This window comes from Streptomyces sp. NPDC006624, assembly GCF_040611555.1.
Lineage (GTDB): Bacteria > Actinomycetota > Actinomycetes > Streptomycetales > Streptomycetaceae > Streptomyces.
On sequence record NZ_JBEXOM010000012.1, the window covers coordinates 25095 to 50130 of the forward strand.

Below are 25036 nucleotides of genomic sequence, written 5' to 3' on the forward strand. Positions count from 1 at the left end.
CGGCCGCCGGGAGCATCTGCCACTACTCCGTTGGTGCAGCAGAGGCTCCCGAGACTCACAACCTCTCGCCCGACCGGCCCTGCTCCCCCCGTCCCGGCCACCCGGCCCCTGCTCACCGAATGCCTGGACCTGGTCACCACGCCGGTGGTCGACGACCTGGTCGACGGTGAACCGGCCACCCTGGCCCGCCTCCGGGCCGCCGACAAGGCCCTGCGCGAGCAGCGCGAGGACCGGCACCGGGCCGACGCCCTGCTCGAGCTGATCGCCACCTGCGTGGAGGACCACGGGAACTGGTGAACGAGGAAGACCAAGGACCGGGGGCGCGACGTCGTCCGGACCCGGTGGGGCACGCGCACGTGAACCTGCTCCTGAAGCCCTGAGCGCCCAGGTGACGGACTCTCCGCTGCCCGCCCGCGCTCACTCCGGACACCGGCTCGCACATCATGACCCGCACCACTTCTCCGGCCGCCATGATGGGGTCATGCCCTCCAGCCCACAGCACTCCGCACCCGCGCCGAGGGATCTCTCGGGAGCCGGCGCCGAGGACCTCGTGCTGCACCGGGAGAAGTTCCGGCGGCTCCTGCCGGAGTCGTCGTACGTACTGCAGGGCCCCCACTCGGGGGGCGTGGAGCTGACGCTGCACATGGCCTGGCCGGGATGACCTCGTATGACATGAGCAAGCCTCGCCAGCACACGGGTCTGTACCGCACCGTCCTACACGAGCGCCTGCATGACGATCTGCCCCGCTACCTCAACCAGGACCTGCCTCCTCCAGTTGCGGCCGGTGCTGCGCACCCTCGTCGGTCGCACCGTGCGCGCCGTGTGGGAGGACGCCTTCCCAGTCAGCTCGCCTCCCGTAACCGGGCAGCCGCGTGACGGAGATGCACGAGACGCCGAACAACGGGGCAAGCTGCCGCAGCGTGAGGTTGGTCCGCCAGTACGCGGCGATCATGAGGACCCGGTCCTCCAGCGGCAGGCTCCACGGTCGACCCTTGTGCACCGGATCTGCGCCCTCGCGCCGCGACGCGGTGATCACAGCAGACACCGCGACGGCCCACACCTTGATCCGGCTGTGGGCATCCCTGGGCCGCCAACCGGAGGCGGGGAGTCGCCATACAGCCCCCAGGTGACTCGGATCGCGACATCCGCCTCACCGCCGGCCGTGAAGATGCGACAGACGTCATCGCGCCCTTTGGTGGCGGCCGGAAACGCCGCGACTGGGTTCGTCGCGGCCCGCGCGACGGTGGACTTCTCCGCCGTCGTCCCGAACCGCGATGTCCCCATGATCACCTTCAGTGCCTTGGACGCCTGGGCGGACACGGCGTCACCACCGCACACTCGCGTTCCCGCCAAGGCCTTGTCGGCCGGCTCCTCGTCTCCGTCCCCGCCACAACCGGTGGCCGCGAGACCCAACAAGCCGGTCACAGCCGCGGCAAGGAGTCCAACGCGTACCGGCCTACGACTGATCACTATCCGTATCCTTACGTGTCCTCGGCCGCCGACCTCGACCCGTCTCCGGGCTGTTGCCCTGCTGTTTCGCCCGGTCATTGCCCACCCCGTAGCCCAGCAGCACCGTTCGTGCCTCGAACCCCTCCCGTTCCGCTGAACGGGTCATGGCATCCCCTCGACGCCTTCTAACAGAGAAATAGAGTAGATTCCATTAGGTGAGCGAGGAAGAACGAGAGGGCGCGTATATGTCAGTGGGCCTCGGACTCGACGTGCGGGACATCAGGGGCGACTTTCCCATTCTGGGCAGAGTGATGCGTGGCGGCGCCCCGCTGGTCTACCTGGACTCCGCGGCCACTTCCCAGAAGCCCGTCCAAGTGCTGGACGCCGAGCGCGATGTCAACCTCCGGCACAACGCCGCCGTACACCGGGGCGCCCACCAGCTCGCCGAGGAGGCCACCGAGATCTACGAGGCGGCGCGGGCCACGGTGGCCGGGTTCATCGGGGCCGAGCCCGACGAGGTGGTCTTCGTCAAGAACGCCACGGAGGGCATCAACCTCGTGGCCTACGCGCTGGGCATCGCCGGCACCGTCACGGCCGGCAAGAGGATCGTGGTCAGCGAGATGGAGCACCATGCCAACCTGGTGCCGTGGCAGGAACTCGCCCGACGGACCGGGGCGACCCTCGACTGGTTCCCGTTGACCGACGAGGGCCGGCTGGACCTGACGTCGATCGACGACCTGATCACCGAGGACACCGCCGTCGTCGCCCTGACGCACCAGTCCAACGTCCTGGGGACGGTCAACCCGGTCGAGCTGATCGCCGAGCGGGCCAGGCGGGTCGGCGCGCTCGTCCTCCTGGACGCGGCCCAGTCCGTGCCGCACCGCCCCGTCGACGTGGCGGCACTCGGCGCCGACTTCCTGGTCTTCTCCGGGCACAAGATGCTCGCCCCGGGCGGCATCGGCGTCCTGTGGGGCCGCCGTCGCCTCCTTGCGGAGCTGCCGCCTTTCCTGACCGGTGGCTCCATGATCGAGGTCGTCACCATGGAGCGGTCGACGTATCTGCCGCCGCCGCAGCGTTTCGAGGCAGGGGTGCCGATGACGGCACAGGCAGTCGGTCTGGCCGCGGCCGTGGACTACCTCACAGCGCTCGGGATGGAGCAGGTCAAGCGGCACGAGGACGAACTCACCGAGCAGGCACTCGCGTTGCTGTCCGACACCCCGGGCGTGTCCGTCATCGGGCCCCTGACCACCGAGGACCGCGGCGCCACCGTCGCCTTCACCGTGGACGGGATCCACGCCCATGACGTCGGTCAGGTACTGGACGAACTCGGGGTGGCCGTCCGCGTCGGCCACCACTGCGCCCGCCCCCTCCACCAGCGCTTCGGCGTTGCGGCGACGACCCGCGCGAGCTTCTACGTCTACAACACCCCCGAAGAGGTGGAGACGCTGGCCCGGGGCGTACGGGAGGCACAGAAGTACTTCGGCTGACGGCCGGTCCGGGCCGGCCGGCTCACGGCAGTTCGAAGGGGAGGTCCATTCCGGCGAGGGCTCCGGGGCAGGGGCACATCCGCCGCTCCGGCAGCCGCCGTACCGTCTCCAGGACGATCTCCCGCATACGGGCGGAGTTGCGGGCGAACACCGCGAAGACGTCGTCCTGCTGGACGCTCTCACCGGCGTCCAGGCCCGCGTCGTAGTCGGTGACCAGGGCGATCGACGTGTAGCAGAGGGCGAGTTCGCGGGCCAGGACGGCCTCCGGATGCCCGGTCATGTTGACCAGCGACCAGCCGGCCGCCGCGAACCACCGGGACTCTGCGCGGGTGGAGAACCGGGGTCCTTCGACGACCACCATGGTGCCCCCGTCGTGCGCGTCGGCGCCGACGGCCGCCGCGCCCTTGAGGACGGCGCCGCGCCCGTCGGGGCAGTACGGGTCCGCGAAGGGCACGTGCAGCGCTCCCTGGTCGAAGAAGGTCTGGCTCCGCCCGCTCGTGCGGTCGACCAGCTGATCGGGGACGACGACCGCACCGGGGCCGTGCTCGCGGCGCAGCGACCCCACCGCGCAGGGGGCGAGCACCTGACGCACTCCGAGCGAGCGCAGGGCCCACAGGTTGGCCCGGTAGTTGATGCGGTGCGGCGGGTGGGCGTGGGTGCGGCCGTGGCGAGGCAGGAACGCCACCCGGCGCCCGGCCACCGCGCCGACCGCGATGGTGTCGGACGGCGCACCGTAGGGTGTGTCGACGCTGATCTCCTCGGCCTCTTCGAGCAGTTGGTAGAAGCCGCTGCCGCCGATGACGCCAAGGGTCGGCGCGGCCTGCGTCGTCGCGGTCATGGGGTGTTCCTTCGGGGAGTGCGGCACGGTTGCCGGGGCGGGTGGCGGGGTCAGGCTCCGGCGGCGGCGCGCAGGGCGTCGACGCGGTCGGTGCGTTCCCAGGTGAAGTCGGGGAGCTCGCGGCCGAAGTGGCCGTACGCCGCGGTCTGGGCGTAGATCGGGCGCAGCAGGTCGAGGTCGCGGATGATGGCGGCCGGGCGGAGGTCGAAGACCTCGTCGATGGCCTTCTCGATCCTCTCGGGCTCGACCTTGTGGGTGCCGAAGGTCTCGACGAACAGGCCGACCGGCTCGGCCTTGCCGATCGCGTACGCCACCTGAACCTCGCAGCGCGAGGCCAGCCCCGCCGCGACCACGTTCTTGGCGACCCAGCGCATCGCGTACGCAGCCGAACGGTCCACCTTGGACGGGTCCTTGCCGGAGAACGCGCCACCGCCGTGCCGCGCCATACCGCCGTAGGTGTCGATGATGATCTTCCGGCCGGTCAGACCCGCGTCACCCATCGGACCGCCGATCTCGAACCGCCCGGTCGGGTTCACCAGCAGCCGGTAGCCCTCAGTGTCCAGCTTGATGCCCTCGTCGAGCAGCGCCTTCAGCTCCGGTTCGACGACGAACTCGCGGATGTCGGGGGCCAGCAGCGACTCCAGGTCGATGTCGCTCGCGTGCTGCGAGGAGACGACCACCGTGTCCAGGCGGACCGCGCGCTCGCCGTCGTACTCGATGGTGACCTGCGTCTTGCCGTCGGGGCGCAGGTAGGGGATGGTGCCGTTCCTGCGGACCTCGGACAGGCGCTTGGACAGCCGGTGCGCGAGGAAGATCGGCAGCGGCATCAGGGTGGGCGTCTCGTCGGTGGCGTAGCCGAACATCAGGCCCTGGTCGCCGGCGCCGCCGGTGTCCACGCCCCGCGCGATGTCCGGGGACTGGGCGCCGATGGAGACGGTCACGCCGCAGGAGGCGCCGTCGAAGCCCTTCTGCGAGGAGTCGTAGCCGATGTCGAGGACGGCGGCCCGGATCAGGGCGGGGATGTCGGCGAACGCGGAGGTGGTGACCTCGCCGGCCACATGGACCTGGCCGGTGGTGACCAGGGTCTCGACGGCGACCCGGGCGGCCGGGTCCTCGCTGAGCAGCACGTCGAGGATCGCGTCGCTGATCCGGTCGGCGATCTTGTCGGGGTGGCCCTCGGTGACGGACTCCGAGGTGAACAGGCGGCCGGGCATGGGTCTCCCAGGGGTGGGGCGGAGGGTCAACGGTCTGCGGGGTCGTCGCCGAGGCGGGCGAGCAGCCGGGCGACGGTGGTGTGGGTCGTCGGGTCGAACGCCTTGACATAGCCGAAGCGCCGTTCCTGGGTGCAGCCACGGGAGAGCTTGGTGCTCTCGGAGGCGACGGCGTAGTCGAGGGTCGTCGCGCCGATCCGGCTCGCGTGCTCCACGGGTTCGTAGAAGCAGAGGGCGAAGTACAGCGGCAGCTTGCCCTGCCAGTCGTAGTCGTAGCCGGTCAGGCGGATGTACAGGCGTGTGCCCCGGCGGACGACCAGGGAGAAGCCGCGCACCGCGCCGTCCTGGGAGCGGGCGGTGATGACCTCGGCGTCCGCGCCGCAGTGCGTGGCGTGCAGTTGCAAGGTGCGGGCCATCGCCTCGGGGGCGTAGGCGTGTCCGTACTTGTTGCCGTGTCTCAGCAGCAGCGGCACCAGTTCCCCGGTCAGGTCGTGTGTGAGGGGCTCGATCCGGAAGCCGACACCGGCCGCATCCAGACGGCGGCGCTCGTAGCGCACCTTGCGCCGGCGGTCGCTGGGCAGCAGGCGCAGATAGCCCTCGAAGCCCGGCTCGGACAGCCGGAGGGTGGAGTAGTGGGCGGTGGGGACCTCGGCGTAGCCGCGTTCGCGCAGCACCTCCCGCAGCGCGGTGTCGGACGCGGCGACGAAGAGGAAGGCGGAGCTGGCCGCGCCGGCGGCCCGGGCATCGTCCTCGCCGGCGGCGACCAGTTCGGCGATCCGGTGCCGGCGCCGGTTGTCCGGGAGGTCGGGCGCCGTGACAAGCGCGGTATTCGGCACCCTGCGCCCGCCGAACAGCCGGGTGGGCAGCAGCGCGTCGACGGCTCGGGCGGTGTCCTCGTCCGGTTCGACGCCGCGGGCTCCGGCGAGCATGCGCACGGTCCGGTCCACGCGCATGAACGGCCAGGGCTCCGAGGAGGCGTCCAGTGGGTAGCAGGACAGGCCCGCCTCGGCCCGGCCGGGCTCGCCCGCCAGGTAGTAGCGGGGCGGGAGGTTGGTCTGTTCGCTCTCCAGCGCCAGCCAGCCCGGGGAGCGGAAGAGGTCGTCGGGCGGGACGACGGTGTCCCAGCCCTTCTCGCGCGCCTCGGCCAGATTCTCGGTCGTCCATACGGTCATGCCCCGGCTCCTCGGTCCGGGCCGGTGCCGGCGGCGGCCGGGGCCCCGTCGGTCAGGAGCGCCGCGGTGACCATGCCCTGGACCTCGCGGCGGGCCCGCGTGAGGTAGAAGTGCCCGCCGTCGAACACCTCGACCGCGCACTCCCCCTCGGTCAGTTCGGCCCAGCCCGCGAGCGAACCGGTGGGCACCAGGGCGTCCGCGGAGCCGCCCAGCACGGTGACGGGACAGCTCAGCGGGGCGCGCCGGACCCACTCGTAGGTTTCGTACGCGGCGAAGTCGGCGCGCAGGGCGGGCAGCATCATCCGCATCAGAGCCCGGTCGTTCCACACCTCGTCCGGTATGCCCTGGTAGGCGCGGCGGACCTCGGCGAGGAACTCGTCGTCGGGCAGGTGGGCGACGGGCGGCTCCTCCACCAGCCGGTGCGCGGGCGGGCAGGCGGAGACGAACAGCCGGCGGGGCTGGACGGTGAGCCGCCGGGCCGTCTCGTAGGCGACGAGTGCGCCCATGCTGTGGCCGAACATGACGAAGGGCAGGTCGAGCAGGTCCGCGCAGGCGCGGGCGACGTGCTGGGCGATGGCCGTGATGTCGTCGAGCGGCAGCTCGGCCAGCCGTGCCTCCCGTCCCGGCAGATGCACCAGGCACAGCTCGACGTCCTCGGGCAGTTCGGAAACCCAGTGCGCGTAGGACGACGGTCCCGCACCGGCGTGCGGGACGCAGAACACCCTCGCGCGGGTCTCGGGCCGCGGCCGCGGCCGCTTGATCCATGCCGATGCCGTCATGCGAAGGCCCTCGCTTTCGTTCCTGAGGTCAGACCCGCGAGCACCGAGCACAGCCGCTCCAGCTCGTCCTCGCTGTTGTAGTAGTGGACGGAGATCCGCAAGAGGCGGCTGAGGCCGCGCTGTTGCATGTCGTGGCAGGCGGCGTTGTCGAGGCACACCCAGCTGTTGATGCCGGCGCGCAGCAACTCGGCGCGCACCTGGAAGGGGTCGAGGCCGGCGAAGGTGACGGCGATGTTGCCGCACCGTTCCACGCCCCGGTCCTGCACCGTGACGCCCGGCACTCCGGCCAGGTCGGCGCGCAGTCCGGCGGCCAGCGAGCGGATCCGCTGCCAGGTGCGCTCCACTCCCCAACCGCGGGCGTAGTCGACGGCCACCCCGAGCCCTATCCGGGCGGCGGCGTTGACCTCCCAGGTCTCGAAGCGGCGCGCGCCTGGGGCGAGCCGGTACTTCCCCGCATGCCACTCGACGCCGTCCAGGCCGAGCACCGGCGGAGTGAGGCGGGGGGCGACGTCGCGGGCCACGTAGAGGAAACCGGTGCCGCGCGGGCCGCGCAGGTACTTGCGGCCGCAGCCCACCAGCAGGTCGCAGCCGAAGTCCTGGACGTCCACCGGCAGCTGGCCCACCGACTGGCAGGCGTCCACGAGGAACAGGGCGTCGGTCCGGCGCACCACCTTGCCCACCTCGGCGACCGGGTTCACCAGGCCGTCGTGCATGGGCACATGCGCCATGGCCACGAGCTTGACCCGCTCGTCCAGGCACTGCTCCAGCGCGGCCGTGTCGACGAGGCCGTCGCCGTCGACCGGCAGGAACTCGAGGGACACGCCGGTGCGTTCGGCGAGATGGAGCAGCGAGATGTGGTTGCTGCCGTACTCCACGGGTGACAGCAGCACCCGGTCCCCCCGCCGCAGCGGGATGCTGGACAGCGCCATGCCCCAGGCTCGGGTCGCGCTCTCCAGGATCGCGATCTCGTCGGGGTGCGCGTTCAGCAGCGCGGCGAGCGCGTCATGGGCACGGGCGACCGCCTCGTGGGCGCGCTCGGCCGCCTCGTACGCGCCCACGGTGCTCTCCAGCGCGAGATGCCGGGTCATCGCGTCGGTCACGGCGCGTGGGGCCAGGCTGGCGCCCGCGTTGTTCAGGTGCACGACATGCGCGACACCCGGTGTGTCGGCGCGGGCCCTGGCAAGGTCGAATTGCATCGGTTGGGTCACCTGTCTTCGGCCGGCGTCTGCGCGAGACGCCTGTGGTGGAGGTCCCGGGAGCGCTCCGCGGAGTGCGCGGAGCGCCGTGCCGCCTCAGCCGGCGAGATAGCGCAGCGCCTCCTCGGCGCCGTCGCCGTCGTCCGCCCCGTGTGCTCCGGCGCTCGCCCAGCACACCTGGGCGAGGTCGGACAGGGTGGAGCAGCCCCACAGGTCGGCCATGGGCAGCTTGAGCCCCAGCGCGCCCTCCAGCCGGACCACGACCTCCAGCATGGCGAGCGAGTCGCAGCCGACGGCGAGCAGTTCGTCCTCGTCCCGCGGCGTGGGCGTGTCGGTGATCTCCCCGACGACGTCGCGGACGAGGCCGCCGATCTCCTCGCGGGTACGGGCGTGCGGTGCGCCCTCGTGTGCGGCGGCGTCCTGTCGGCGGCGTTCGAAGGCGCGGCGGATGCGCTCGATACGGCTCGCCAGGGGCACGGTGGAGACGACGCACTGGGCTTCACCGCTGGTCAGCACGGCGCCCAGGACGTCGCCCGCCTGGCCGGGGCGGATCGCGGTGCGGGCGGCGGCGGCTCCGATGCGTCCGGAACCGGGTCCGTCGAACTGCCACGAGTCCCAGTCCACGCTGATCCAGGGGGCGCCGTGGGCGCGCCGCCAGTGCGCGTAGCCGTCGAGGTAGCGGTTGGCCACCGAGTAGATGCCGAAGGCGATGCCGCCGAGCAGGGTGTCGAGGCTGGAGCAGACCAGGCAGAACTCCAGTGGCTCGTCGCGGGTCACCCTGTCCAGGACGGCGATGCCGGGCACCTTGGGCCGCAGGGCGGCCACGGCCTGGTCGGTGCCGGTCTCGGCGATGAAGGAGAAGTTGCGGCTCTCCTCGATGCCCGCCGAGTGCACCACTCCGTCGATGGTTCCCCACCGGGCGTGGACCTTGTCGACGACCTCGCGCATCGCCGTCTCGTCGGCCACGTCGGCACCCAGTACGAGCACGTCGGCCCCCAGTTCGCGCAGTCGGCGCACGCCCGGCGCGTCCGGGTCGGGGGTGCGGGAGACGAGCGCCAGGCGGACCGGGGCGGTGCGCGCGAACACCTCGGCGATCACCAGTCCGATCCGGCCCAGGCCGCCGGTGACGAGGTACACGCCACCGGGGCGTACGGGCACCGGCACGGGGCCGCCGTCGGGGGCGGGCAGCGGTTCCACCGTGGGCAGCAGCCGGTCGCCGCCCCGGTACACCACCTCGGGGTCGGCGCCCGGGGACGCCATTTCCGCGAGCAGCCCGGCGGCGGCCTGCCCGTGTGGGGTGTCCAGGGCGAAGTCGACGGCGTGGCAGCGCAGTTCCGGGTGTTCCTGCGGGATGACCCGGCACAGTCCCAGAACCGCGGACGCCTCCAGGCGCAGGGTCCGGCGGGCGTCCTCGGACGCCGTGGCCCCGGGGCGTGGGGCGGCGGCGGTCTGCGCGTTCTCGGTGCCGATCCAGAGGTCGGCGCGCTGTCGTGCCGTGGCGAGGGCCTGCACCAGGTGCAGTACCGCGAGGGCGCCCCGGGCGATGCCGGTGTCCTGGTCGGACGGGGCGCCGTAGGACCAGAGGTGGACGACCTCGGCCACCTGGCCACCGCGTGTCACGGCCCAGTCCACCAACTGGTGGAAGTCCTCGGCCACCTCGGGCCGGACGACGGCGTGGTGGTCGTCGGTGACCTCGAACCGGTCGCCGGGCGCGACGTGCAGCACGGTGCGTCCCGCCGCGCTCAGCTCGGCCGCCAGCGGGCCGGCCGGGCCGCCGTCGCCGTCGCCGTCGCCGTCGCCGAACAGCAGTGTGACGCCGTCGACGGGCGGCAGGTCGCCGGTGAGGTACGGCCGGGGCAGCGCGGTCCGTTCCCAGGCGGGCCGGTGGAGCCATTCGGCTACCGGGGCCTGCTCCGCCGACTCCAGTTCGACGCCGCCCTCGGTGCCGGCCGGGGCGGCCTCGATCCACAGGCGCTCGCCCTGCCACGGGTAGCCGGGCAGCGGGATCCGGCGCCGGTCGGCGGTGTCGAACACCTCGTCCCAGTTCACGTCGCCGCCCTCGGCCCATGTCCGGGCCAGTTCGGCGGCCGGAGAGCCGTCGGGGGCGGGCGGGGCGCCGTCGAGCGCGCGCAGCAGTGCCTCGCCGGAATCGACCGCCGCGGCCCAGCGGTGGGCGAGCGGACGGCGGCCGGTGGCGAGCGTGTGGGCGAGCGCGCCGAGGTCGGTGTCCGGGTGGGCGCGCAGGTGAGCGGCCAGGCGGCGCCTGACCTCCGTCAGGGCCTCGGCGCTGCGGGCCGACAGGACCACGGGGAGGGTCCGCCGGGGGCCGGATTCCCGGTCACGGGTCACCGCTTCGGGTGCCTGCTCGAGGACGAAGTGGGCGTTGGTGCCGCCCATCCCGAAGCAGCTCACGGCGGCCCGGCGGGGACCGGGCTGCGGCCACGGCTTGAGCGTCCGGTTGAGGTAGAACGGCGTGCCGGTGAAGTCGAGGTCCGGGTTGGGCTCCTCCAGGACGGCCACGGGCGGCAGTTCGCCGTGGATCAGGCACAGGACGGCCTTGAGCAGCCCGGCGATGCCGGAGGCGAAGCACAGATGGCCGATGTTCGCCTTGACCGAGCCGAGGGCGCAGTAGTCGGTGCGGTCGGTGAAGGCCCGGTAGGCGCGGGACAGACCGCGTACCTCGATCGGGTCGCCGACCTGGGTGCCGGTGCCGTGGCCCTCGACCAGGGCGATGGTGTCGGCGGGGACCCCGGAGGCCTCCAGCGCCGCCCGGATGACCCGGGACTGCCCCTCCACGCTGGGCGCCGAGTAACCGGCCTTGGCGCGGCCGTCGTTGTTCACCGCGCTGCTCTTGATCACGGCGTGGACGTTGTCCCGGCGCTCCAGGGCGTCGTCGAGGCGGCGCAGGACGAGCACACCGGCGCCGTCGCCCTCCACGTAGCCGCTGGCGCCCTTGTCGTAGGCGCGGGTGCTGCCGTCCGCGGACAGGATGAACCCGTCCTGGTGCTCGTACGCGAGTGTCTCCAGCGCGCTGATGCTGGCCGCGCCGACCAGTGCCATGTCAGCGCGGCCCTCGCGCAGCGCCTCGCAGGCCAGATGGACGGCGACGGCGGCCGAGGAGCACGCGGACTGGACGTTGACGCTCTCGCCGGTCAGGCCCAGCTTGTAGGAGATACGGGTGGGCAGGGTGTCGGGCCCGTTGGACAGCTGGATGAGCATGCGCTCGGCGGCGGAGCGGGCTCCGAAGTCCCTGGTGCCGTAGTAGGTGTTGGGGCCGACCGAGGTGTAGACGGCGACGGTCTCCCGCACCCGGTACGGGTCGTAGCCGGCGTCCTCCATGGCGTTCCAGGACAGCTCCAGCAGCCGTCGGTGCTGCGGGTCGAGGACCTCGGCCTCCCGGCGCGGGATGCCGAAGAACTCGGCGTCGAAGCGGCGGACGTCCTTCAGGACGCCGCGGGCGTGCACCCAGCGGCGGCCGGTGGCGGGGTCCTCGACGACGCGCGGGGAGCCGTGCGTGATGGACTCCTCGCCCGCGCGGATGTTCTCCCAGAAGGCGTCGAGATCGTCGGCGCCCGGCAGTTCGGCGGCCATTCCGATGACGGCGATGTCGCGACAGTGGGGGTCAGTGGACTGAGGGTTCACAGGTGTCATACCTCGTGCTTGGCCATGGCTTCGGCGAGCGCGCGAACCGTGGGGTATTCGTAGAGGGCCGTGGACGGGAGACGGACACCGGTCCGCTCCTCCAGGCGGAGCTGCGCCTGCTTGATGGAGAGCGAGGTGCCGCCCAGGTCGAAGTAGTTGTCGTCCATGCCGACCGCCGGCACGCCGAGGACCTCGGCCCATATTCCGGCGATCAGCGACTCCAGTTCGCCGGCCGCGGGCCGGTAGGCGGTGCCCAGCTCTAGCCGGGGCGCTCCGGTCTCGGCGCGCAGCGCGGCCCGGTCCGTCTTGCCGTGCCGGGTGAGCGGCAGCCGCTCCAGGCGGTGGAACTCGGTGGGGATCATGTAGTCCGGCAGCCGGGCGGCGAGCCGGGCGCGCAGCTCGGTGACGGTGGGCGTGGCGCCGTACGCCGGGATGACATAGGCGGCGAGCACCCGCTCGGCTCCCTCGCCGCGGTCGACGACGGCGGCCTGGGCGACGGCCGGCTCGTCGAGCAGGGCGGCCTCGACCTCGGTCAGCTCCACCCGGTTACCGCGGATCTTGACCTGGCTGTCGGTGCGTCCGACCACTTGGACCAGTTGGCCGGGGAGCATCCGGGCGAGGTCGCCGGACCGGTAGATCCGGCCGTCGGCGGTCTGGCCGAACGGGTCGGGCAGGAAGGCCCGTTCGGTGAGGTCGGGGCGCCGATGGTACTCGCGGGCCAGCGCGGGTCCGCCGATGTACAGCTCGCCCAGTTCCCCGTCGGGCACCGGCCGCATCCGCTCGTCGAGGATCCAGACCCGGGTGCCGGGCAGCGGGGTGCCGACCGGCGGGGGCGCATAGGCAAGGTCGGACTCCTGGAAGAGGTGACAGCAGGTGAACACGCCGGCCTCGGTCGGCCCGTAGCCGTTGGCGAAGCGGATGTCGGTGGACCGCATGGCCTGCGCCAGGTGCGGGGTGGACACCACCTCTCCGCCGATCACCACCTGGCGCAGCCCGCTGTCCTTCAGCCGGTCCTCGTCGACCAGCTGGTTGAACAGGGTGGGAGTGAGCCAGCAGGTGGTGACGCCGTAGCGGCGGACGGTGTCGATGACGGCGTCCGCCGAGGAGCGCTGCTGCGGCAGCAGGACCAGCCTGGCGCCGTTGGCGAGGGCCGCCCAGATCTCGAACACGGAGGCGTCGAAGGACAGCGGGCACGCCTGCAGGAACGTCTGGTGCTCGTCGAAGTCGCCGTAGACGCCGGTGCGGACGATCCGGGCGGCGGCGCGGTGCGGGACGGCCACGCCCTTCGGGGTGCCGGTGGTGCCGGAGGTGTAGATGACGTAGGCGAGGTTCTCCTCGTTCGCGCGGGCGGAGGTCTCCTCGTTCGCGCGGGCGGAGGTCTCCTCCTTCGCGCGGGCGGGGGTCTCCTCCGCCGGGGCGACGGCGCCGGGGACGTCGGCCCGTACGCGCACTCCGTCGAAGTCGAGACCGCGCTCGTCGGTCACGGGGGTGGTCACGACGACCCGCACTCCGGCGTCGCGCAGGATGAACGACACACGGTCCGTCGGGTCGTCCACCCGCAGCGGCAGATAGGCGCCGCCCGCCTCCAGGATGCCGATCATGCCGATGAGCATGTCGACCGAACGCTCCGCGAAGAGACCGACCACCACGTCGGGTCCCACGCCCTCGGCCCGCAGCCGGGCGGCCAGGGCCCGGGCCCGCTCATGCAGTTCCGCGTAGGTCAGGGACCGTTCGCCCTGGACGACCGCGACGGCGTTCCGGCGCCGCCGCGCCTGTCCGGCGAATTGGTCGTGCAGGCACTGACTGGCCGACCGTGAACCAGGATCCGACTTCGCCTGTTCCGCCATTCCGTACCCTCAACCCTCATTCTTCGCCGGACGACGACCGCTTCCGAAGTTTCCTCGGCAAGCGTTGAACAGCCAAATATGGGCGACCTGTTGTTGTCAATGTCGTTCGGGCGCCCCGACGGCGTCGACTCGCGCTGGAAAGACGCCTGTTCCCGGCATGCGCAGGGCCTCTCCGGCAGCCGCGGAATGTTTCTCACAGGGCGAGAAATACACCGTTCTTCTCGGCCGGTGAGAAAGGAAAGAGTTCGCTCTGCCGGGCGCCCTCGGAATGCCGTACGATCCACCGACGTGAAATCCTCCGGTGGTCCGGGAAGGACCCGCCGACCTTCTTTCGCGGATGGAGTGCTGATGACGCTTCTGACCACCTGGCCCGATTCCGGCCCGGAGACCGCTTTGCGCCGCACCTCCGATCCGGAGGAGATCAGGGCGGCCCTGGCCCCGCTCGGCGTCGCCTACGAGCAGTGGCCCGTGCGGGACGACCTGCCGCCGGGCGCCGGCCCACAGGCCGTGCTCGCCGCCTACGCCGGCGAGGTGCGGGCGCTCACCGCCCGGGAGGGCTTCCGCACGGTCGACGTCGTCTCGCTGCATCCGGACGGCTCCCCGGACTGGGCGGACCGGGCCCGCGCGGCCCGGGAGAAGTTCCTCGCCGAGCACACCCACGAGGACGACGACGAGGTCCGCTTCTTCGTCTCCGGGGCCGGTGTCTTCTACCTGCACGTCGACGGCGCGGTGCACGCCGTGTACTGCGAGAAGGGCGACCTGCTGGGCGTGCCGAAGGGGACCACGCACTGGTTCGACATGGGCACCCGGCCCTCGTTCAGCGCGATCCGCTTCTTCCACGAGGAGGACGGCTGGATCGGCACGTTCACCGGCAGCGACATCGCCGCGCGCTTCCCCGACTTCGACACACTGCGGGCCGGGTACACCGGGGTGAGCGTGTGACGCCGAGCTTCAGGGCGACGGCCGTGGTGCTCGACATCGAGGGCACCACCAGCGCGACCCGCCATGTCACGGACGTCCTGTATCCCTATTCGCGCCGGCGCTTCGCGCGGCTGCTGACCGAACGGCGGGACGAGCCGGAGGTCCGGGCCGCAGTCGAGCAGGTCCGGGAGCTGATCGGCGAGCCGGAGGCGGACGCCGACCGGGTCGAGCGTGCCCTCGGCGCGTGGCTGGACGAGGACCGGAAGGTCACCCCGCTGAAGACGCTCCAGGGCGTCATCTGGGCGGAAGGCTTCGCGCGCGGCGACCTCACCGCGCACTTCTACCCCGACGTCGTCCCCGTCCTGCGGCGCTGGCACGAGCGGGGAGCGCGTCTGTACGTCTACTCCTCCGGCTCGGTGTCCGCGCAGCGCTCCTGGTTCGGGCACACCCCGCAGGGCGACCTGCGGCCGCTGGTCAGCGGCTTCTTCGACACCCGCACCGCCGGGCCCAAGACGTCGTCGTCGTCCTACCGCGCCATCACGGCCGCCACCGGAGTGCCGCCCGCAGCCACCCTGTTCCTCTCCGACCGGGCGAGCGAACTGGACGCGGCGCGGGAGGCCGGATGGCTGACCGGCGCCCTGATCCGTCCGGAGGAGCCGCACAGCGCGTCGGGCCGTACGGTCCACCCCGTGGCGCGCTCCTTCACCGACATCGACCTCGACATGGAACTCGCGGAGGGAACGGCATGACGGGCACCATCACCACGGGCGCGCCTCGGACGGCGGGCTGGGGCGGGGCGCTGGCCGCGGAGGCGGCACGGTTCGCGGCACTCGGGTGGATGCGCGGCACATCGGGAAACCTGTCCGTGGTCACCGGCCGGGACCCGCTGCGCCTGCTGGTCACCGCGAGCGGGCTGGACAAGGGCGAGCTGGGTGCGCGTGACGTGGTGCCGGTGGACGGGGAGGGCAGGGCGGTGCCGGGCACCGGGGCCGCCGGGAAGCCGTCCGCCGAGGCCGCCCTGCACGCGCGGGTGGTCCGGCTGACCGGCGCCGGCGCCGTCGTCCATGTGCACACCGTCGCCTCCGTGGCGATGGGCCGCCGGCGGCCCGGCGGCATCGTGTTCCGCGACCTGGAGATGCTCAAGGGCATCGGGCGCTCCGCCCACGACGAGGAGGTCGTGCTGCCGGTGATCGGCAACTCTCAGGACATGCGCGTCCTCGGCGACCGCCTGGAGGCAGCCCTGAACCCCCTGGTCCCGGGGGTCGTGGTGGCGGGCCACGGCCTGTACACGTGGGGCGCGGACCTCTCAGAGGCCCGCCGTCACACGGAGGTCGTGGAGTGGCTGCTCGAACTGGAGCTCGCGCAGGAGCGGGGCCGGTAGGCGGCGAGGCGAGTGGGTCGGGGGGAAAGGGGGCAAGGGAGCCGCCCCCCCCCGCCCGCCGGGGAAGGGCCACCGCCCCGGCCCTCACCTGCCGGGCGAACCGGTCGGCCGGGCTCGGCGTCAGTTCCAGTGGTCCCCCGGCAGTACGCCCGCAGCGACCTCCAGGACCCCTCGTTCCGTCACCAGCGCGGTGACAAGGGTGCCCGGGGTGACGTCGAAAGCGGGGTTGTGGGCGCGGGTCCGGGTGCCGTTCGGGGCGGTGATGGCGCCGGCTGTCAGGTTCAGCACTTCCTCCTCCCCGCGTTGCTCGATGCGGATCGAAGCGCCCGTGGCCGTGGCGAGGTCCAGTGTGCTGGTGGGCGCGGCCACCATGAAGGGCAGACCCGCGTGGGCACAGGCGAGGGCGATGCCCAGGGTGCCCGTCTTGTTGGCGGTGTCGCCGTTGCGGGTGATCCGGTCCGCGCCGACGATCGCGGCGTCGACCAGCCCGCCGACGACGGTGGCCGCGGCCGCCGCGTCCACCTGCACCTGGTGCGGGATGCCCTCTTGTGCCAGCTCCCACGCCGTCAGCCGCGCCCCTTGCAGCAGGGGACGCGTCTCGTCGACGTACACCGTTTCGAGCAGGCCACGCCCGTGCAGTTCCCGGATGACACCGAGCGCGGTGCCGATACCCGCGGTGGCGAGCGCGCCGGTGTTGCAGTGGGTGAGGATCCGCAGCGGCCGGTCGGCGGCCACCCGCTTGAGCAGCCAGTCGGCGCCGGCCTCGGCCATGGCCCGGTTGGCCGCCAGATCCTGGCGGATGATGGCGTCGGCCTCGGCGAGTACGGCGTCCAGCCCCTCCGGGATCCGCGCGGCGGCCCGGTCCACGCACACGGCGAGGTTCACCGCGGTGGGGCGCGCGGCGCGCAGGCGGGCGACGGCGTCGGCCAGTTCGCGGTCGGTCCAGTTCTCCCGGCGTGCCTGGGCCACGGCCAGGGCGACACCGTAGGCGCCGGCCGCCCCGATGGCGGGAGCTCCGCGCACCGCGAGCCGGACGATCGCGTCGATCAGCGTGTCCACGTCGCGGACGTCCAGACGCCGGAGGGTTCGGGGCAGGGCCGTCTGGTCGATGAGGGACAGGGCGGTGCCCGTCCAGCTGACGGCGCGCGGTTCGTGGCTCACGGGGCTTTCTCCGGGGAGGGGTCGGGGTGGACGGACGCCGGCGCATCGGCCCGGTCGGCAAGGCGATGGCTGCCGCGGTCGTCGATGCGGTGACCCTTGCGGTCGCCCGTCGCGGTGCGGCGCCGGCGGCGGACCGCCGCGAGTCCGGCGACGACGCTGACGGCCGACAGCGCGGTGAAGAAGACCCAGATGGCGCGCTCCCCGAGGGCCTCCTCCAGGCGCAGTCCGGTGAGCGGCGCGATCATCCAGGCCAGCAGCTGGCTGCTGGTGTAACCGCCGAGGTAGGCCCCGTGCAGGTGGGGCGGCGCCAGGCGGGCGACGGTGGCCTGCATGGTGGGCACCCAGAGCATCTCACCGAAGGCGAAGACGAGCACCACCAGCACCACGACCGCCATGTGATGGGAGACCAGGAAGAGCAGGAACGGAGGGCCCATCAGCAGCACGCCGAGGCTCAGCGTGACCGAGGCCGGCCAGCTCCGCGTCCAGCGGGTCAGGGGCATCTGGAAGAGCAGCACCACCACGGGATTCACCGCGTACAGCAGGCCCCAGGTCTCGGGCGCGAACCCGAACGATGTGACGGCGATGACCGGCAGCACCGTCTCGAAGGACATGTAGACCATGAATCCGAGGAGCGTCGCCACCAGCAGCAGCAGCAGGGACCGGTCCGTCAGCACCACGCGCGCGGTCTGCGCGGCGGTGCCGCCGCGGTGGCCGCGGACCCGGTCGCGGGGCAGGAGCCGCACGGCGAGCCCGCAGGTGAGAGCGCCGAGCAGGGCGATGCCGAGCACAAACGCGGTCCAGTCGCCGAGGAACAGGAGCAGCGCGGCCAGCGGGGGGCCGACGACGACGCCGAGGTTGTTGGCGGTGCGCAGGGCCGCGTACGCCTGGTCGTGGCGTTCGGGCGGGGTGACGTCCGCGACGATGGCGTTTACGGCGGAGCGTCCCGGTGCCCACACCACCCCGGCCACGACGACCAGGGCGATGCCCCAGGCCGCGCTGTGTCCGACGAGGCACAGACCGAGGATCAGCAGGGACTGGATGCCGGTGCTCATCACCAGCACGCTGCGGCGGCCCACCACATCGGACACGAAACCGCCCAGCCAGGCCGCGGGCGGGCTGAGGACGGCGCTGAGGAGAAACATGACGCCCACCTGACCGGTGGTGGCGCCCAATGCCTCGATCGCCCAGACGCCGGCATAACTCCAGAAAGTGGAGAAGGAGGCGCCGCTGATGAGGTGCACCACTGCCGCACGCCCCAGTACGGGGTCCCACTCCATGCCCAGGAGCAGTTTCCCGCAGCCTCGCAGGAGGGCGGCAGGCCTTTTCGTCATGCGGACAACTCCCATGAATCGGGGTGACTCTCTTCTCGCCGCCGGAATATCCCCGGGCCCCCGGCCGAAAAATCGGTCCGGGCAGCTTAGCAACAGGTTCTGAGGCTTCGTCAATCAGACGTCGCCACACTCCGGCCGCGCTTTCTCACGGGATGAGAAACCGGCCTCTCTTTCTCAGCTGCCGAGAAAAGCCGGTGCGGCGGCCGCGGAATTCCGGCGGTGGCGGAGTATTTCGCGGCGTCCAGGCCGACGAGGCGTTCCACCGACAGCGCCAGCGAGGCGCGCAGCCGGTGCAGGGCGGTGTCGGAGACCTGGAAGGCACCGCCGCCGGTGATCTCGGAACGTGCCGCGGGGCGTACCTCATGTCCCGCCGCACGGCGTGGTTCACGGTCCTGGACAGGCCGGGCGTCCGAGGCCCGGTCCTGGACAGGCCGGGCGTCCGAGGCCCGGGCCTGGACAGGCCGGGCGTCCGAGGCCCGGTCCGTCCAGGACCGCAGGACGGTCACCAGCCCGCCGCCGGGGCGTTCGCACAGCAGGCTCTCGGCACCGCGGCCGCGGACCGCGCGCACCGGCAGCCGCCGGCCGGCGAGCGGGTGCGGCCGGTGGGTCACCGTGACGAGGTCACCCGGCCTGACCGCGTCGGGCACGGTCATTCCACCGGGGCGAGCAGGGTGCCGGCGCCGGACTCGCGGACCGTGATCGCCTCCATGGGGCAGGTCTCTGCGGCGTCCAGGACCGCGTCGTCGGGTGCGGTGACGGGACGCAGCGCGTGGGACTTGCGGTCGCGCACCACGAAGTGGCCGGCCGCCACGGCCACGCACACGCCGGAGCCGGCGCACCGCTCCTGATCGACGGTCACCTCCCACTGCCGCTCAGCCATGTGCGGCCTCGCTCTCCTCGGCCGGGCCGGCGGCGGGCAGCGAGTCGAGCCGGACGCCCTGGAAGGTGATCCGCAGATGGTCGGGGCCGCGTACGGCGACGTGCGGCCGGTAGTGCAGCGACGCCTCGTCCAGCCTCGGCTCGACGAACGCCTGGGCGAAGGCGTCGAGAGCGATGGCGCCTTCCATGCGGGCCAGCACCGAGCCGAGGCAGAAGTGCGGTCCGGCGGCGAAGCCCAGGTGTCCCGGATCGCCCCGGGTGATGTCGAAGCGGTCGGGCTCGTGGTGCTGGCGGGGGTCCCGGTTCGCGGCGGCCAGCAGCAGCAGCAGAGGTTGTCCGGCGGCCACTTCGTGGTCGCCCAGGGTGAAGGGCTCCCGGGCGATCCGGGTGACCATCTGGGCCGGGGCGTCGTAGCGCAGGACCTCCTCGACGGCCGCCTCGGCGAGTTCGGGCCGCTCGCGCAGCAGCCGCAGCTGGTCGGGGTGGCGCAGCAGGCCGAGGACGCCGTTGAGGATCAGGTTGGCGGTGGTCTCGTGGCCGGCGACCAGCAGCAGGACGCAGGTGAGGATCAGTTCCCGTTCGTCGAGCTGGTCACCTCCCTCCTCGGCGGCGATCAGCTCGGAAAGGACGTCGGCGCGTGGTTCTCGCTTGCGTTCCGCGATCAGCCGGGAGAAGTAGCCGACGAAGCCGGCGCGGGCCTCCTCGACGTTGCGTTCAACCTCGGTGGTCAGTTCACCGGGGACCAGTCGGGGGTCGACGGTGTAGGCGATGGAGTGCGCCCACTTCTCGAAGACCGGGTGGTCCTCGCGGGGCACGCCGAGCATCTCGCAGATGACCCGGACGGGCAGCGGGTAGGCGAAGGCGGAGACCATGTCCACGCCGTCGGCGCCGCTCGCGGCGATGTCCGTGAGCAGCTCGCGCACGATGGCCCGGACCCGGGGCCGCCAGCGTTCGACGACCCGCGGCTTGAACGCCTTTCCGGCGAGCCGGCGCAGCCGGGTGTGGTCCGGCGCGTCCAGGTTCATCAGGTTGGGCTGCTGGGGCACCTTGGTGATCCCGGCGCCCAGCCGATTGCTCCCGACCCGGGGGCTGCGCAGCACGGTCTCGCAGTCGGCCCGGCGGCCGACGACGGCGATGCCGCTCGCGGGGTCGGTGAAGGGTGACGCCTCCCGCAGTTCGCGCAGGAGCGGGTAGGGGTGGGCCCGGGAGGCGGGGTCGGCGAGCCGGGCCAGCCCGGTGGTCAGGGTGGTGGTCACGTTCTGCGTGCTCCTTTGGGGGCGGGTGCGCGACGCGTCGGCGCCAGGTGGGCGGGAGCGCCGTCACCGGCCGTAGAGGGTGCGCACCAGGCGCACGAGGGTCGGCATCGTGCCGGGGCGTCGGCGGAAGGAGGTGGGCTGCACCGGCGGCCGGAACCGCTGGCTGGTGATGGCCTGGGTGCGGGTGAACTCGCGCAGCCCGTCGGGGCCGTGGACCCGGCCGAAACCGGAGTCACCGACCCCGCCGAAGGGGACGGCGGGCATTCCGGCGAAGGCGATCACGGCGTTGACGGACACCATTCCGGCCCGCAGCCGGGCGGCGACGCCGCGGCCGCTGCCGCGGTCGCGGGTGAAGACGGAGGCGCCCAGTCCGTAGTCACTGGCGTTGGCGCGCTCCACGGCCTCCGCCACGGAGGTCACCCGGTTCACGACGAGCACCGGTCCGAAGGTCTCCTCGGTGACGGCGGCCGCGTCCTCGGGGACGTCGGCGAGGACGATCGGCGCGACGTACGGCGGGGTGATGGACTGCGGGCCGCCGAGGACGGCGCGGGCGCCGCGGGACAGCGCGTCGCGCACCTGGGCGGCGATGACGTCGAGTTGCCGGGGCAGCACGATCCGGCCGAGGTCGGCGTCGGGCCCGTCGCCGACGCGGAGGGCGGCCGCGCGCTCGGTGACCAGGTCCAGGAAGCGGTCGGCGACGGTATCGACGGCGTAGACGCGTTCCAGGCCGACGCAGGTCTGCCCGGCGTTGGTCATGGCCGCCCAGACCGCGGCGTCGGCGGCGGCGTCGAGGTCGGCGTCGGCGGCGACGATCATGGCGTCCTTGCCGCCGCCCTCGATCACCACCGGGGTCAGCCGGTCGGCGCACGCCGCCATGACGCGGCGTGCGGTGGCGCTGGAGCCGGTGAAGGAGATCTTGTCGACGGCGGCCCGGCACAGCGCCTCGCCGGCCGTCCCGTCTCCCGTGACGACGTGCAGCACCCGGATCCCGCCGGTGACCTCGGCGAGGGTGGCCGCCAGCCACTCGCCGGTCCTCGGGGTGAGTTCGCTGGGCTTCAGCACGACGGTGTTGCCGCCGGCGAGGGCGGCCGAGACGGGGCCGATGGGGATGAACGCCGGGTAGTTCCAGGGGCCGATGACGCCGACGACCCCGAGCGGGCGGTGGGCCACCGTGACCGCGTGGTGGAACATCAGCAGCCCGGGCGAGACCCGGCGCGGGCCGAGGACCCGGGCGGCGTGGGCTGCGGTCCAGCGCAGGTGGTGGGCGGCGAGGATCACCTCGAGCCGGGCGTCGTCGGCCGTCTTGCCGGTCTCGGCGCGGATGAGGTCGACCAGTTCGTCCGAGCGGCGCAGGATCAGCGCGCACCAGGCCTGGAGGGCCTTGCGCCGCCCGGCGAAGCCGAGCGCGTCCCAGGCGGGCTGCACGCTGCGGGCGGCGGACACCGCGGCGGCGACGTCGGGTGTGCCGGAGGTGGCCGTGGGGGCGGCGTGCGGCGGATCGGCGGCGGTGGTCATGCCCGGGCTCCCGCCTCGCGCGGCTCAGGCAGGGCGAGCACCTTGGTCAGCGGGCGCAGCGAGATGGAGGTGTCTCCGTAGCGCAGGAAGTCGCCGGGCACCAGCTTGAGCCGGAACCGCTGGTGGATCATGGCCGTGATCATCCGCAGTTCCAGCAGGGCCATGAAGTTGCCGATGCACATGCGGGCGCCGGCGCCGAACGGAAAGTAGGTCATCCGGGGCCGTTCCCTGACCCGCTCCGGGTCGAAGCGGTGCGGGTCGAAGGCCTCGGGGTTGTCCCAGTACCGGGGGTTGCGCTGGGAGACCAGGGGCGAGAGCAGCACGGAGGAGCCGCCGGGGATGTGGAATCCGCCGAGTTCGTCGTCGGCCACGGCGTCCCGGGGGTAGATCCAGATCGGCGGGTACATCCGCAGGCTCTCGTCGACGACCTGGCTGGTGTACGGCAGCCGCTCCACGTCCTCGGGGGCGGGCTCGGCGCCGCCCAGCACCCGTGCCAGCTCCTCGTCCAGCTCCTCGCCGACTGACGGGTGGCGGGCGAGGGAGACCAGCGTCCACAGCAGGGCGACCGCGGTGGTCTCGTGTCCGGCGAGATAGATGGTGAGCATCTCGTCACGGATCTCGTCGTCGGTCCAGCGGGCGCCGGTGACCGGGTCGGTGGCCGCCTCCATGAGCTCCATCAGCGGCCCTTCCCCGGTGGCCGCGTGCCGGTCGCGGATCTCGGTGACGAGCCGGGTGAAGATCCGCCGGTCGCGGGCGATGAGCCGGTTGCGCCTGGTCGGCAGCCAGGAGGGCAGCATCTCGCCGACCGACCCGTGCTTGAACATCACTTCGATCACGTTGTCGACGATGTCCTTCATGACCGGCGCGGCAGGGCGGATGTCATAGCCGAACAGTGAGCTGCTGAGCGTGACGAGGGTCAGGCGCAGGGTCTCGGTGACCAGGTCGACGGGCTCGCCGCGGCGGGCGCGGACCTCCCAGTCGTCGAGCATCTCGCGGGTGGCGCGCACCACGTTGGGGCCGATGGCGGCGACCGCCTTGCGCAGGAACACGGGCTGGACCGCGCGCCGGTGGGCCTTCCAGTAGTCGCCGTCGGTGGTGAGCAGCCCGTCGCCCATGACGATCCGGAACTGCTCGTAGAGCACCCCGCGCGTGTAGTTGCCGCTGTTCTCCTTCAGGACCCGTCCCACGGCGTCGGGAGCCGTCACCAGGTGCACCGTGTAGGGGCCGAGGCGCAGCCGGGCGACCTCGCCGTGGTCTCGCTGGGCGCGCAGCAGGAACTGGGCGGTGTCCGACTTCCACTGGGGCAGGTTGCCCAGCAGGGGGACTCCCCGTGGGCCGGGTGCGACGGCGCCGCGCGGGGCGGTCGCGGGGGTCGGTGCCAGGGTGGTCATGTCTCTCGTCACCTCGTTGGTTCGCCTGGTCAGCTGTTGGATCCGCCGCTCACGGGACCGGGAACTGGCGCCGTATGAACGCGTTGTCGAAGATCCGGTCCGGGGTCAGCCTGCGCAGCGCGATGGTGCTGGCGGCGAGGAAGCCGACCGGGTAGCGCGAGCGCGGGGAGCGGGACCTGACGGCCCGGACGATGGTGTCGGCGACCTGCTCGGCCTCGATGGCGAAGGTGCCGGCGAGCGTTCTGCGGGTGCCGTTGTAGATGGCGTCGTAGTAGGCCGCGCTTTGTTCGTGGAAGCGGCGGTACGGGGAGTCGGCGCGGGTCCGTCCGTCCGGGATGTGGTCCAGGAACCGCCGGCCCCAGCCGGTGCGCACAGGTCCGGGTTCGACGAGGACGACCCGGATGCCGAAGGCCGCCGTCTCCAGCCGGAGCGCGTCGCTGAGGGCTTCGACGGCGTGCTTGCTCGCGTGGTAGTAGCCCCCGCCCGGGGCCGCGTAGCGGCCGAAGATCGAGGAGACGTTGACGACGGTGCCGGCGCCGCGGGCGCGCATGCCGGGCAGCACCAGCTGGGTGAGCCGGACCAGGCCGAAGACGTTGGTCTCGAACTGGTCGCGGACCTGGTCCAGCGGGGTCTCCTCGAAGGTCCCGGACAGCCCGTATCCGGCGTTGTTGACGAGGACGTCCACCGCACCGTGCTCGTCCTCGACGGCCTCGACGGCGGCCTTCGCGGATGCGGGGTCGGTGACGTCGAGGGCCAGGGTGCCAAGGCCGCGCGCGGCGAGCTCGTCGAGCGTCGCGGGGTTCCTGGCGCTGGCGTAGACGCGGTGGCCGGCGGCGTGCAGGCGCAGGGCGGTGGCTCGTCCGATCCCCGACGAGCACCCGGTGACGAGGGCGGTCGAGCGCTGGGTCATCGTGCCTTCCCCTTCCTGGGGGTTCTGCGTTGTCAGGGCCTGTTGGGGGTTGCTGGGGGGCCTCACTGGGTTCGGCACGGTGTGGTGCCGGGTGGGTGAAGCGGGTGGGTGCCGGACGGCCGGGGGCGCGGGCATCGACGGGGGCGCCCCCGGCCGTCCGGGCCGGGTGGGCGGAGCCGGGGACCGGCTCCGCGCGGGGTCAGCCCAGCGCGCCGAGTTGCTGGGCGAGTTCCATGCCGTCCATCGAGAACCAGCTCTCGACGATCTTGCCGTCGACGAAGTGGTCGATGACGATCCCGGAGATCTCGATCTTCCGGCCGGCGGCCGGGATGCCGTAGTAGTCCTCGCCGGAGTGGGTGCCGCGGGCGGTGAACCGCTGGACGACCTTGTCGCCCTCCTCGATCCACTCGTCGACGACGACGTGCAGATCGGGGAACGAGGCGCGCTGGATGCGGACCCACTCCTTGAGGTGCTCCACGCCCTCGAAGCCGTCGGCGCGGGTGCCGTGGCTGATGTGGTCCGGGACGGCCTTGTCGTAGACGGCGTCGAGGTTGCCCTTGTTCAGGCACTCCTCGTAGTAGTGCTCCAGCAGCTTGCGGTTGGCGCTGACGTGCTGGTTGTCGCTCATGCCGGGAACTCCTCGGTAGCGGGCCGGATCGGCTGTGATCGG

At 72.5% G+C, this 25036-nt stretch carries 22 protein-coding genes and 1 pseudogene; 6 read left to right on the plus strand and 17 right to left on the minus strand.

All coding sequences use genetic code 11. From position 1 onward, the window contains the following. The first annotated feature begins 33 nt into the window (after positions 1-33). Both ABZY20_RS22340 and ABZY20_RS22345 read left to right on the plus strand, forming a co-directional pair. Positions 34-297: a hypothetical protein gene (locus ABZY20_RS22340; protein WP_356443278.1), complete on the plus strand. Its 264-nt coding sequence runs from the start codon at positions 34-36 to the stop codon at positions 295-297. 184 nt (positions 298-481) lie between these two features. After that, a complete protein-coding gene (locus ABZY20_RS22345) occupies positions 482-661 on the plus strand; it encodes a hypothetical protein (protein ID WP_356443279.1) in 180 nt (59 codons plus the stop codon). 225 nt (positions 662-886) lie between these two features. Here ABZY20_RS22345 and ABZY20_RS22350 read toward each other — a convergent pair. Next, positions 887-1036: pseudogene (locus ABZY20_RS22350) on the minus strand (transposase family protein); the annotation flags it as partial. A gap of 658 nt (positions 1037-1694) precedes the next feature. On the opposite strand from ABZY20_RS22350, the gene ABZY20_RS22355 reads away from it, so the two are divergent. Beyond that, positions 1695-2936 (plus strand): cysteine desulfurase, encoded by a 1242-nt coding sequence (locus ABZY20_RS22355; RefSeq protein WP_356443415.1) that lies wholly within the window; start codon positions 1695-1697, stop codon positions 2934-2936. A gap of 22 nt (positions 2937-2958) precedes the next feature. Here the strand turns inward: ABZY20_RS22355 and ABZY20_RS22360 are convergent, their stop codons facing one another. The 7 genes from ABZY20_RS22360 to ABZY20_RS22390 all read right to left on the minus strand — a co-directional run bounded on the left by ABZY20_RS22360 (position 2959) and on the right by ABZY20_RS22390 (position 13621). Continuing rightward, positions 2959-3774, minus strand: coding sequence for an S-methyl-5'-thioadenosine phosphorylase (locus ABZY20_RS22360; protein WP_356443280.1), 816 nt, complete (start codon positions 3772-3774; stop codon positions 2959-2961). Between the two features lie 50 nt (positions 3775-3824). Next, positions 3825-4988, minus strand: coding sequence for a methionine adenosyltransferase (gene metK / locus ABZY20_RS22365; protein ID WP_356443281.1), 1164 nt, complete (start codon positions 4986-4988; stop codon positions 3825-3827). A gap of 26 nt (positions 4989-5014) precedes the next feature. Further along, entirely contained in the window at positions 5015-6157 is a 1143-nt protein-coding gene (locus ABZY20_RS22370) for a GNAT family N-acetyltransferase (protein ID WP_356443282.1), read from the minus strand. Then, on the minus strand, positions 6154-6936 hold the full coding sequence (locus ABZY20_RS22375) for an alpha/beta fold hydrolase (protein ID WP_356443283.1): 783 nt from the start codon (positions 6934-6936) through the stop codon (positions 6154-6156). Before ABZY20_RS22375 ends, ABZY20_RS22370 begins: the two co-directional genes overlap by 4 nt. Next, positions 6933-8132, minus strand: a complete 1200-nt coding sequence (locus ABZY20_RS22380; RefSeq protein WP_356443284.1) for an aminotransferase class V-fold PLP-dependent enzyme — start codon at positions 8130-8132, stop codon at positions 6933-6935. Before ABZY20_RS22380 ends, ABZY20_RS22375 begins: the two co-directional genes overlap by 4 nt. 96 nt (positions 8133-8228) lie before the next feature. Continuing rightward, positions 8229-11783, minus strand: coding sequence for an SDR family NAD(P)-dependent oxidoreductase (locus tag ABZY20_RS22385; protein WP_356443285.1), 3555 nt, complete (start codon positions 11781-11783; stop codon positions 8229-8231). Further along, positions 11780-13621, minus strand: coding sequence for a non-ribosomal peptide synthetase (locus ABZY20_RS22390; protein ID WP_356443286.1), 1842 nt, complete (start codon positions 13619-13621; stop codon positions 11780-11782). Before ABZY20_RS22390 ends, ABZY20_RS22385 begins: the two co-directional genes overlap by 4 nt. A gap of 348 nt (positions 13622-13969) precedes the next feature. Between ABZY20_RS22390 and ABZY20_RS22395 the strand changes: the two genes are divergently transcribed. Genes ABZY20_RS22395 through mtnB form a run of 3 tightly spaced genes read left to right on the plus strand, consistent with a single transcriptional unit; the run spans position 13970 to position 15923 of the window. Further along, positions 13970-14563 (plus strand): cupin, encoded by a 594-nt coding sequence (locus ABZY20_RS22395; RefSeq protein WP_356443287.1) that lies wholly within the window; start codon positions 13970-13972, stop codon positions 14561-14563. Continuing rightward, positions 14560-15291 (plus strand): acireductone synthase, encoded by a 732-nt coding sequence (gene mtnC, locus ABZY20_RS22400; RefSeq protein WP_356443288.1) that lies wholly within the window; start codon positions 14560-14562, stop codon positions 15289-15291. The genes ABZY20_RS22395 and mtnC overlap by 4 nt, the downstream gene beginning before the upstream one ends. After that, a complete protein-coding gene (gene mtnB, locus ABZY20_RS22405; protein ID WP_356443289.1) occupies positions 15288-15923 on the plus strand; it encodes a methylthioribulose 1-phosphate dehydratase in 636 nt (211 codons plus the stop codon). Before mtnC ends, mtnB begins: the two co-directional genes overlap by 4 nt. Before the next feature lie 120 nt (positions 15924-16043). Here mtnB and mtnA read toward each other — a convergent pair whose 3' ends face one another. The 9 genes from mtnA to ABZY20_RS22450 form a co-directional block, all read right to left on the minus strand. After that, a complete protein-coding gene (mtnA, locus tag ABZY20_RS22410) occupies positions 16044-17084 on the minus strand; it encodes an S-methyl-5-thioribose-1-phosphate isomerase (protein WP_356443290.1) in 1041 nt (346 codons plus the stop codon). Beyond that, a complete protein-coding gene (locus ABZY20_RS22415; RefSeq protein ID WP_356443291.1) occupies positions 17081-18415 on the minus strand; it encodes an MFS transporter in 1335 nt (444 codons plus the stop codon). Before ABZY20_RS22415 ends, mtnA begins: the two co-directional genes overlap by 4 nt. 110 nt (positions 18416-18525) lie before the next feature. Further along, the gene (locus ABZY20_RS22420; RefSeq protein WP_356443292.1) at positions 18526-19062 is read right to left on the minus strand and encodes a hypothetical protein; all 537 of its coding nucleotides are present in this window, start codon (positions 19060-19062) and stop codon (positions 18526-18528) included. A gap of 2 nt (positions 19063-19064) precedes the next feature. Next, on the minus strand, positions 19065-19295 hold the full coding sequence (locus ABZY20_RS22425; RefSeq protein ID WP_356443293.1) for a ferredoxin: 231 nt from the start codon (positions 19293-19295) through the stop codon (positions 19065-19067). Then, positions 19288-20550, minus strand: a complete 1263-nt coding sequence (locus ABZY20_RS22430; protein ID WP_356443294.1) for a cytochrome P450 — start codon at positions 20548-20550, stop codon at positions 19288-19290. Before ABZY20_RS22430 ends, ABZY20_RS22425 begins: the two co-directional genes overlap by 8 nt. 63 nt (positions 20551-20613) lie before the next feature. After that, positions 20614-22065 (minus strand): aldehyde dehydrogenase family protein, encoded by a 1452-nt coding sequence (locus ABZY20_RS22435; protein ID WP_356443295.1) that lies wholly within the window; start codon positions 22063-22065, stop codon positions 20614-20616. Then, on the minus strand, positions 22062-23456 hold the full coding sequence (locus ABZY20_RS22440; RefSeq protein ID WP_356443296.1) for a cytochrome P450: 1395 nt from the start codon (positions 23454-23456) through the stop codon (positions 22062-22064). The genes ABZY20_RS22435 and ABZY20_RS22440 overlap by 4 nt, the downstream gene beginning before the upstream one ends. A 49-nt stretch (positions 23457-23505) precedes the next feature. After that, positions 23506-24366, minus strand: coding sequence for an SDR family NAD(P)-dependent oxidoreductase (locus tag ABZY20_RS22445; RefSeq protein WP_356443297.1), 861 nt, complete (start codon positions 24364-24366; stop codon positions 23506-23508). A 199-nt stretch (positions 24367-24565) separates the two neighbouring features. Next, positions 24566-24994: an ester cyclase gene (locus ABZY20_RS22450; protein WP_037640169.1), complete on the minus strand. Its 429-nt coding sequence runs from the start codon at positions 24992-24994 to the stop codon at positions 24566-24568. Positions 24995-25036 lie beyond the last annotated feature (42 nt).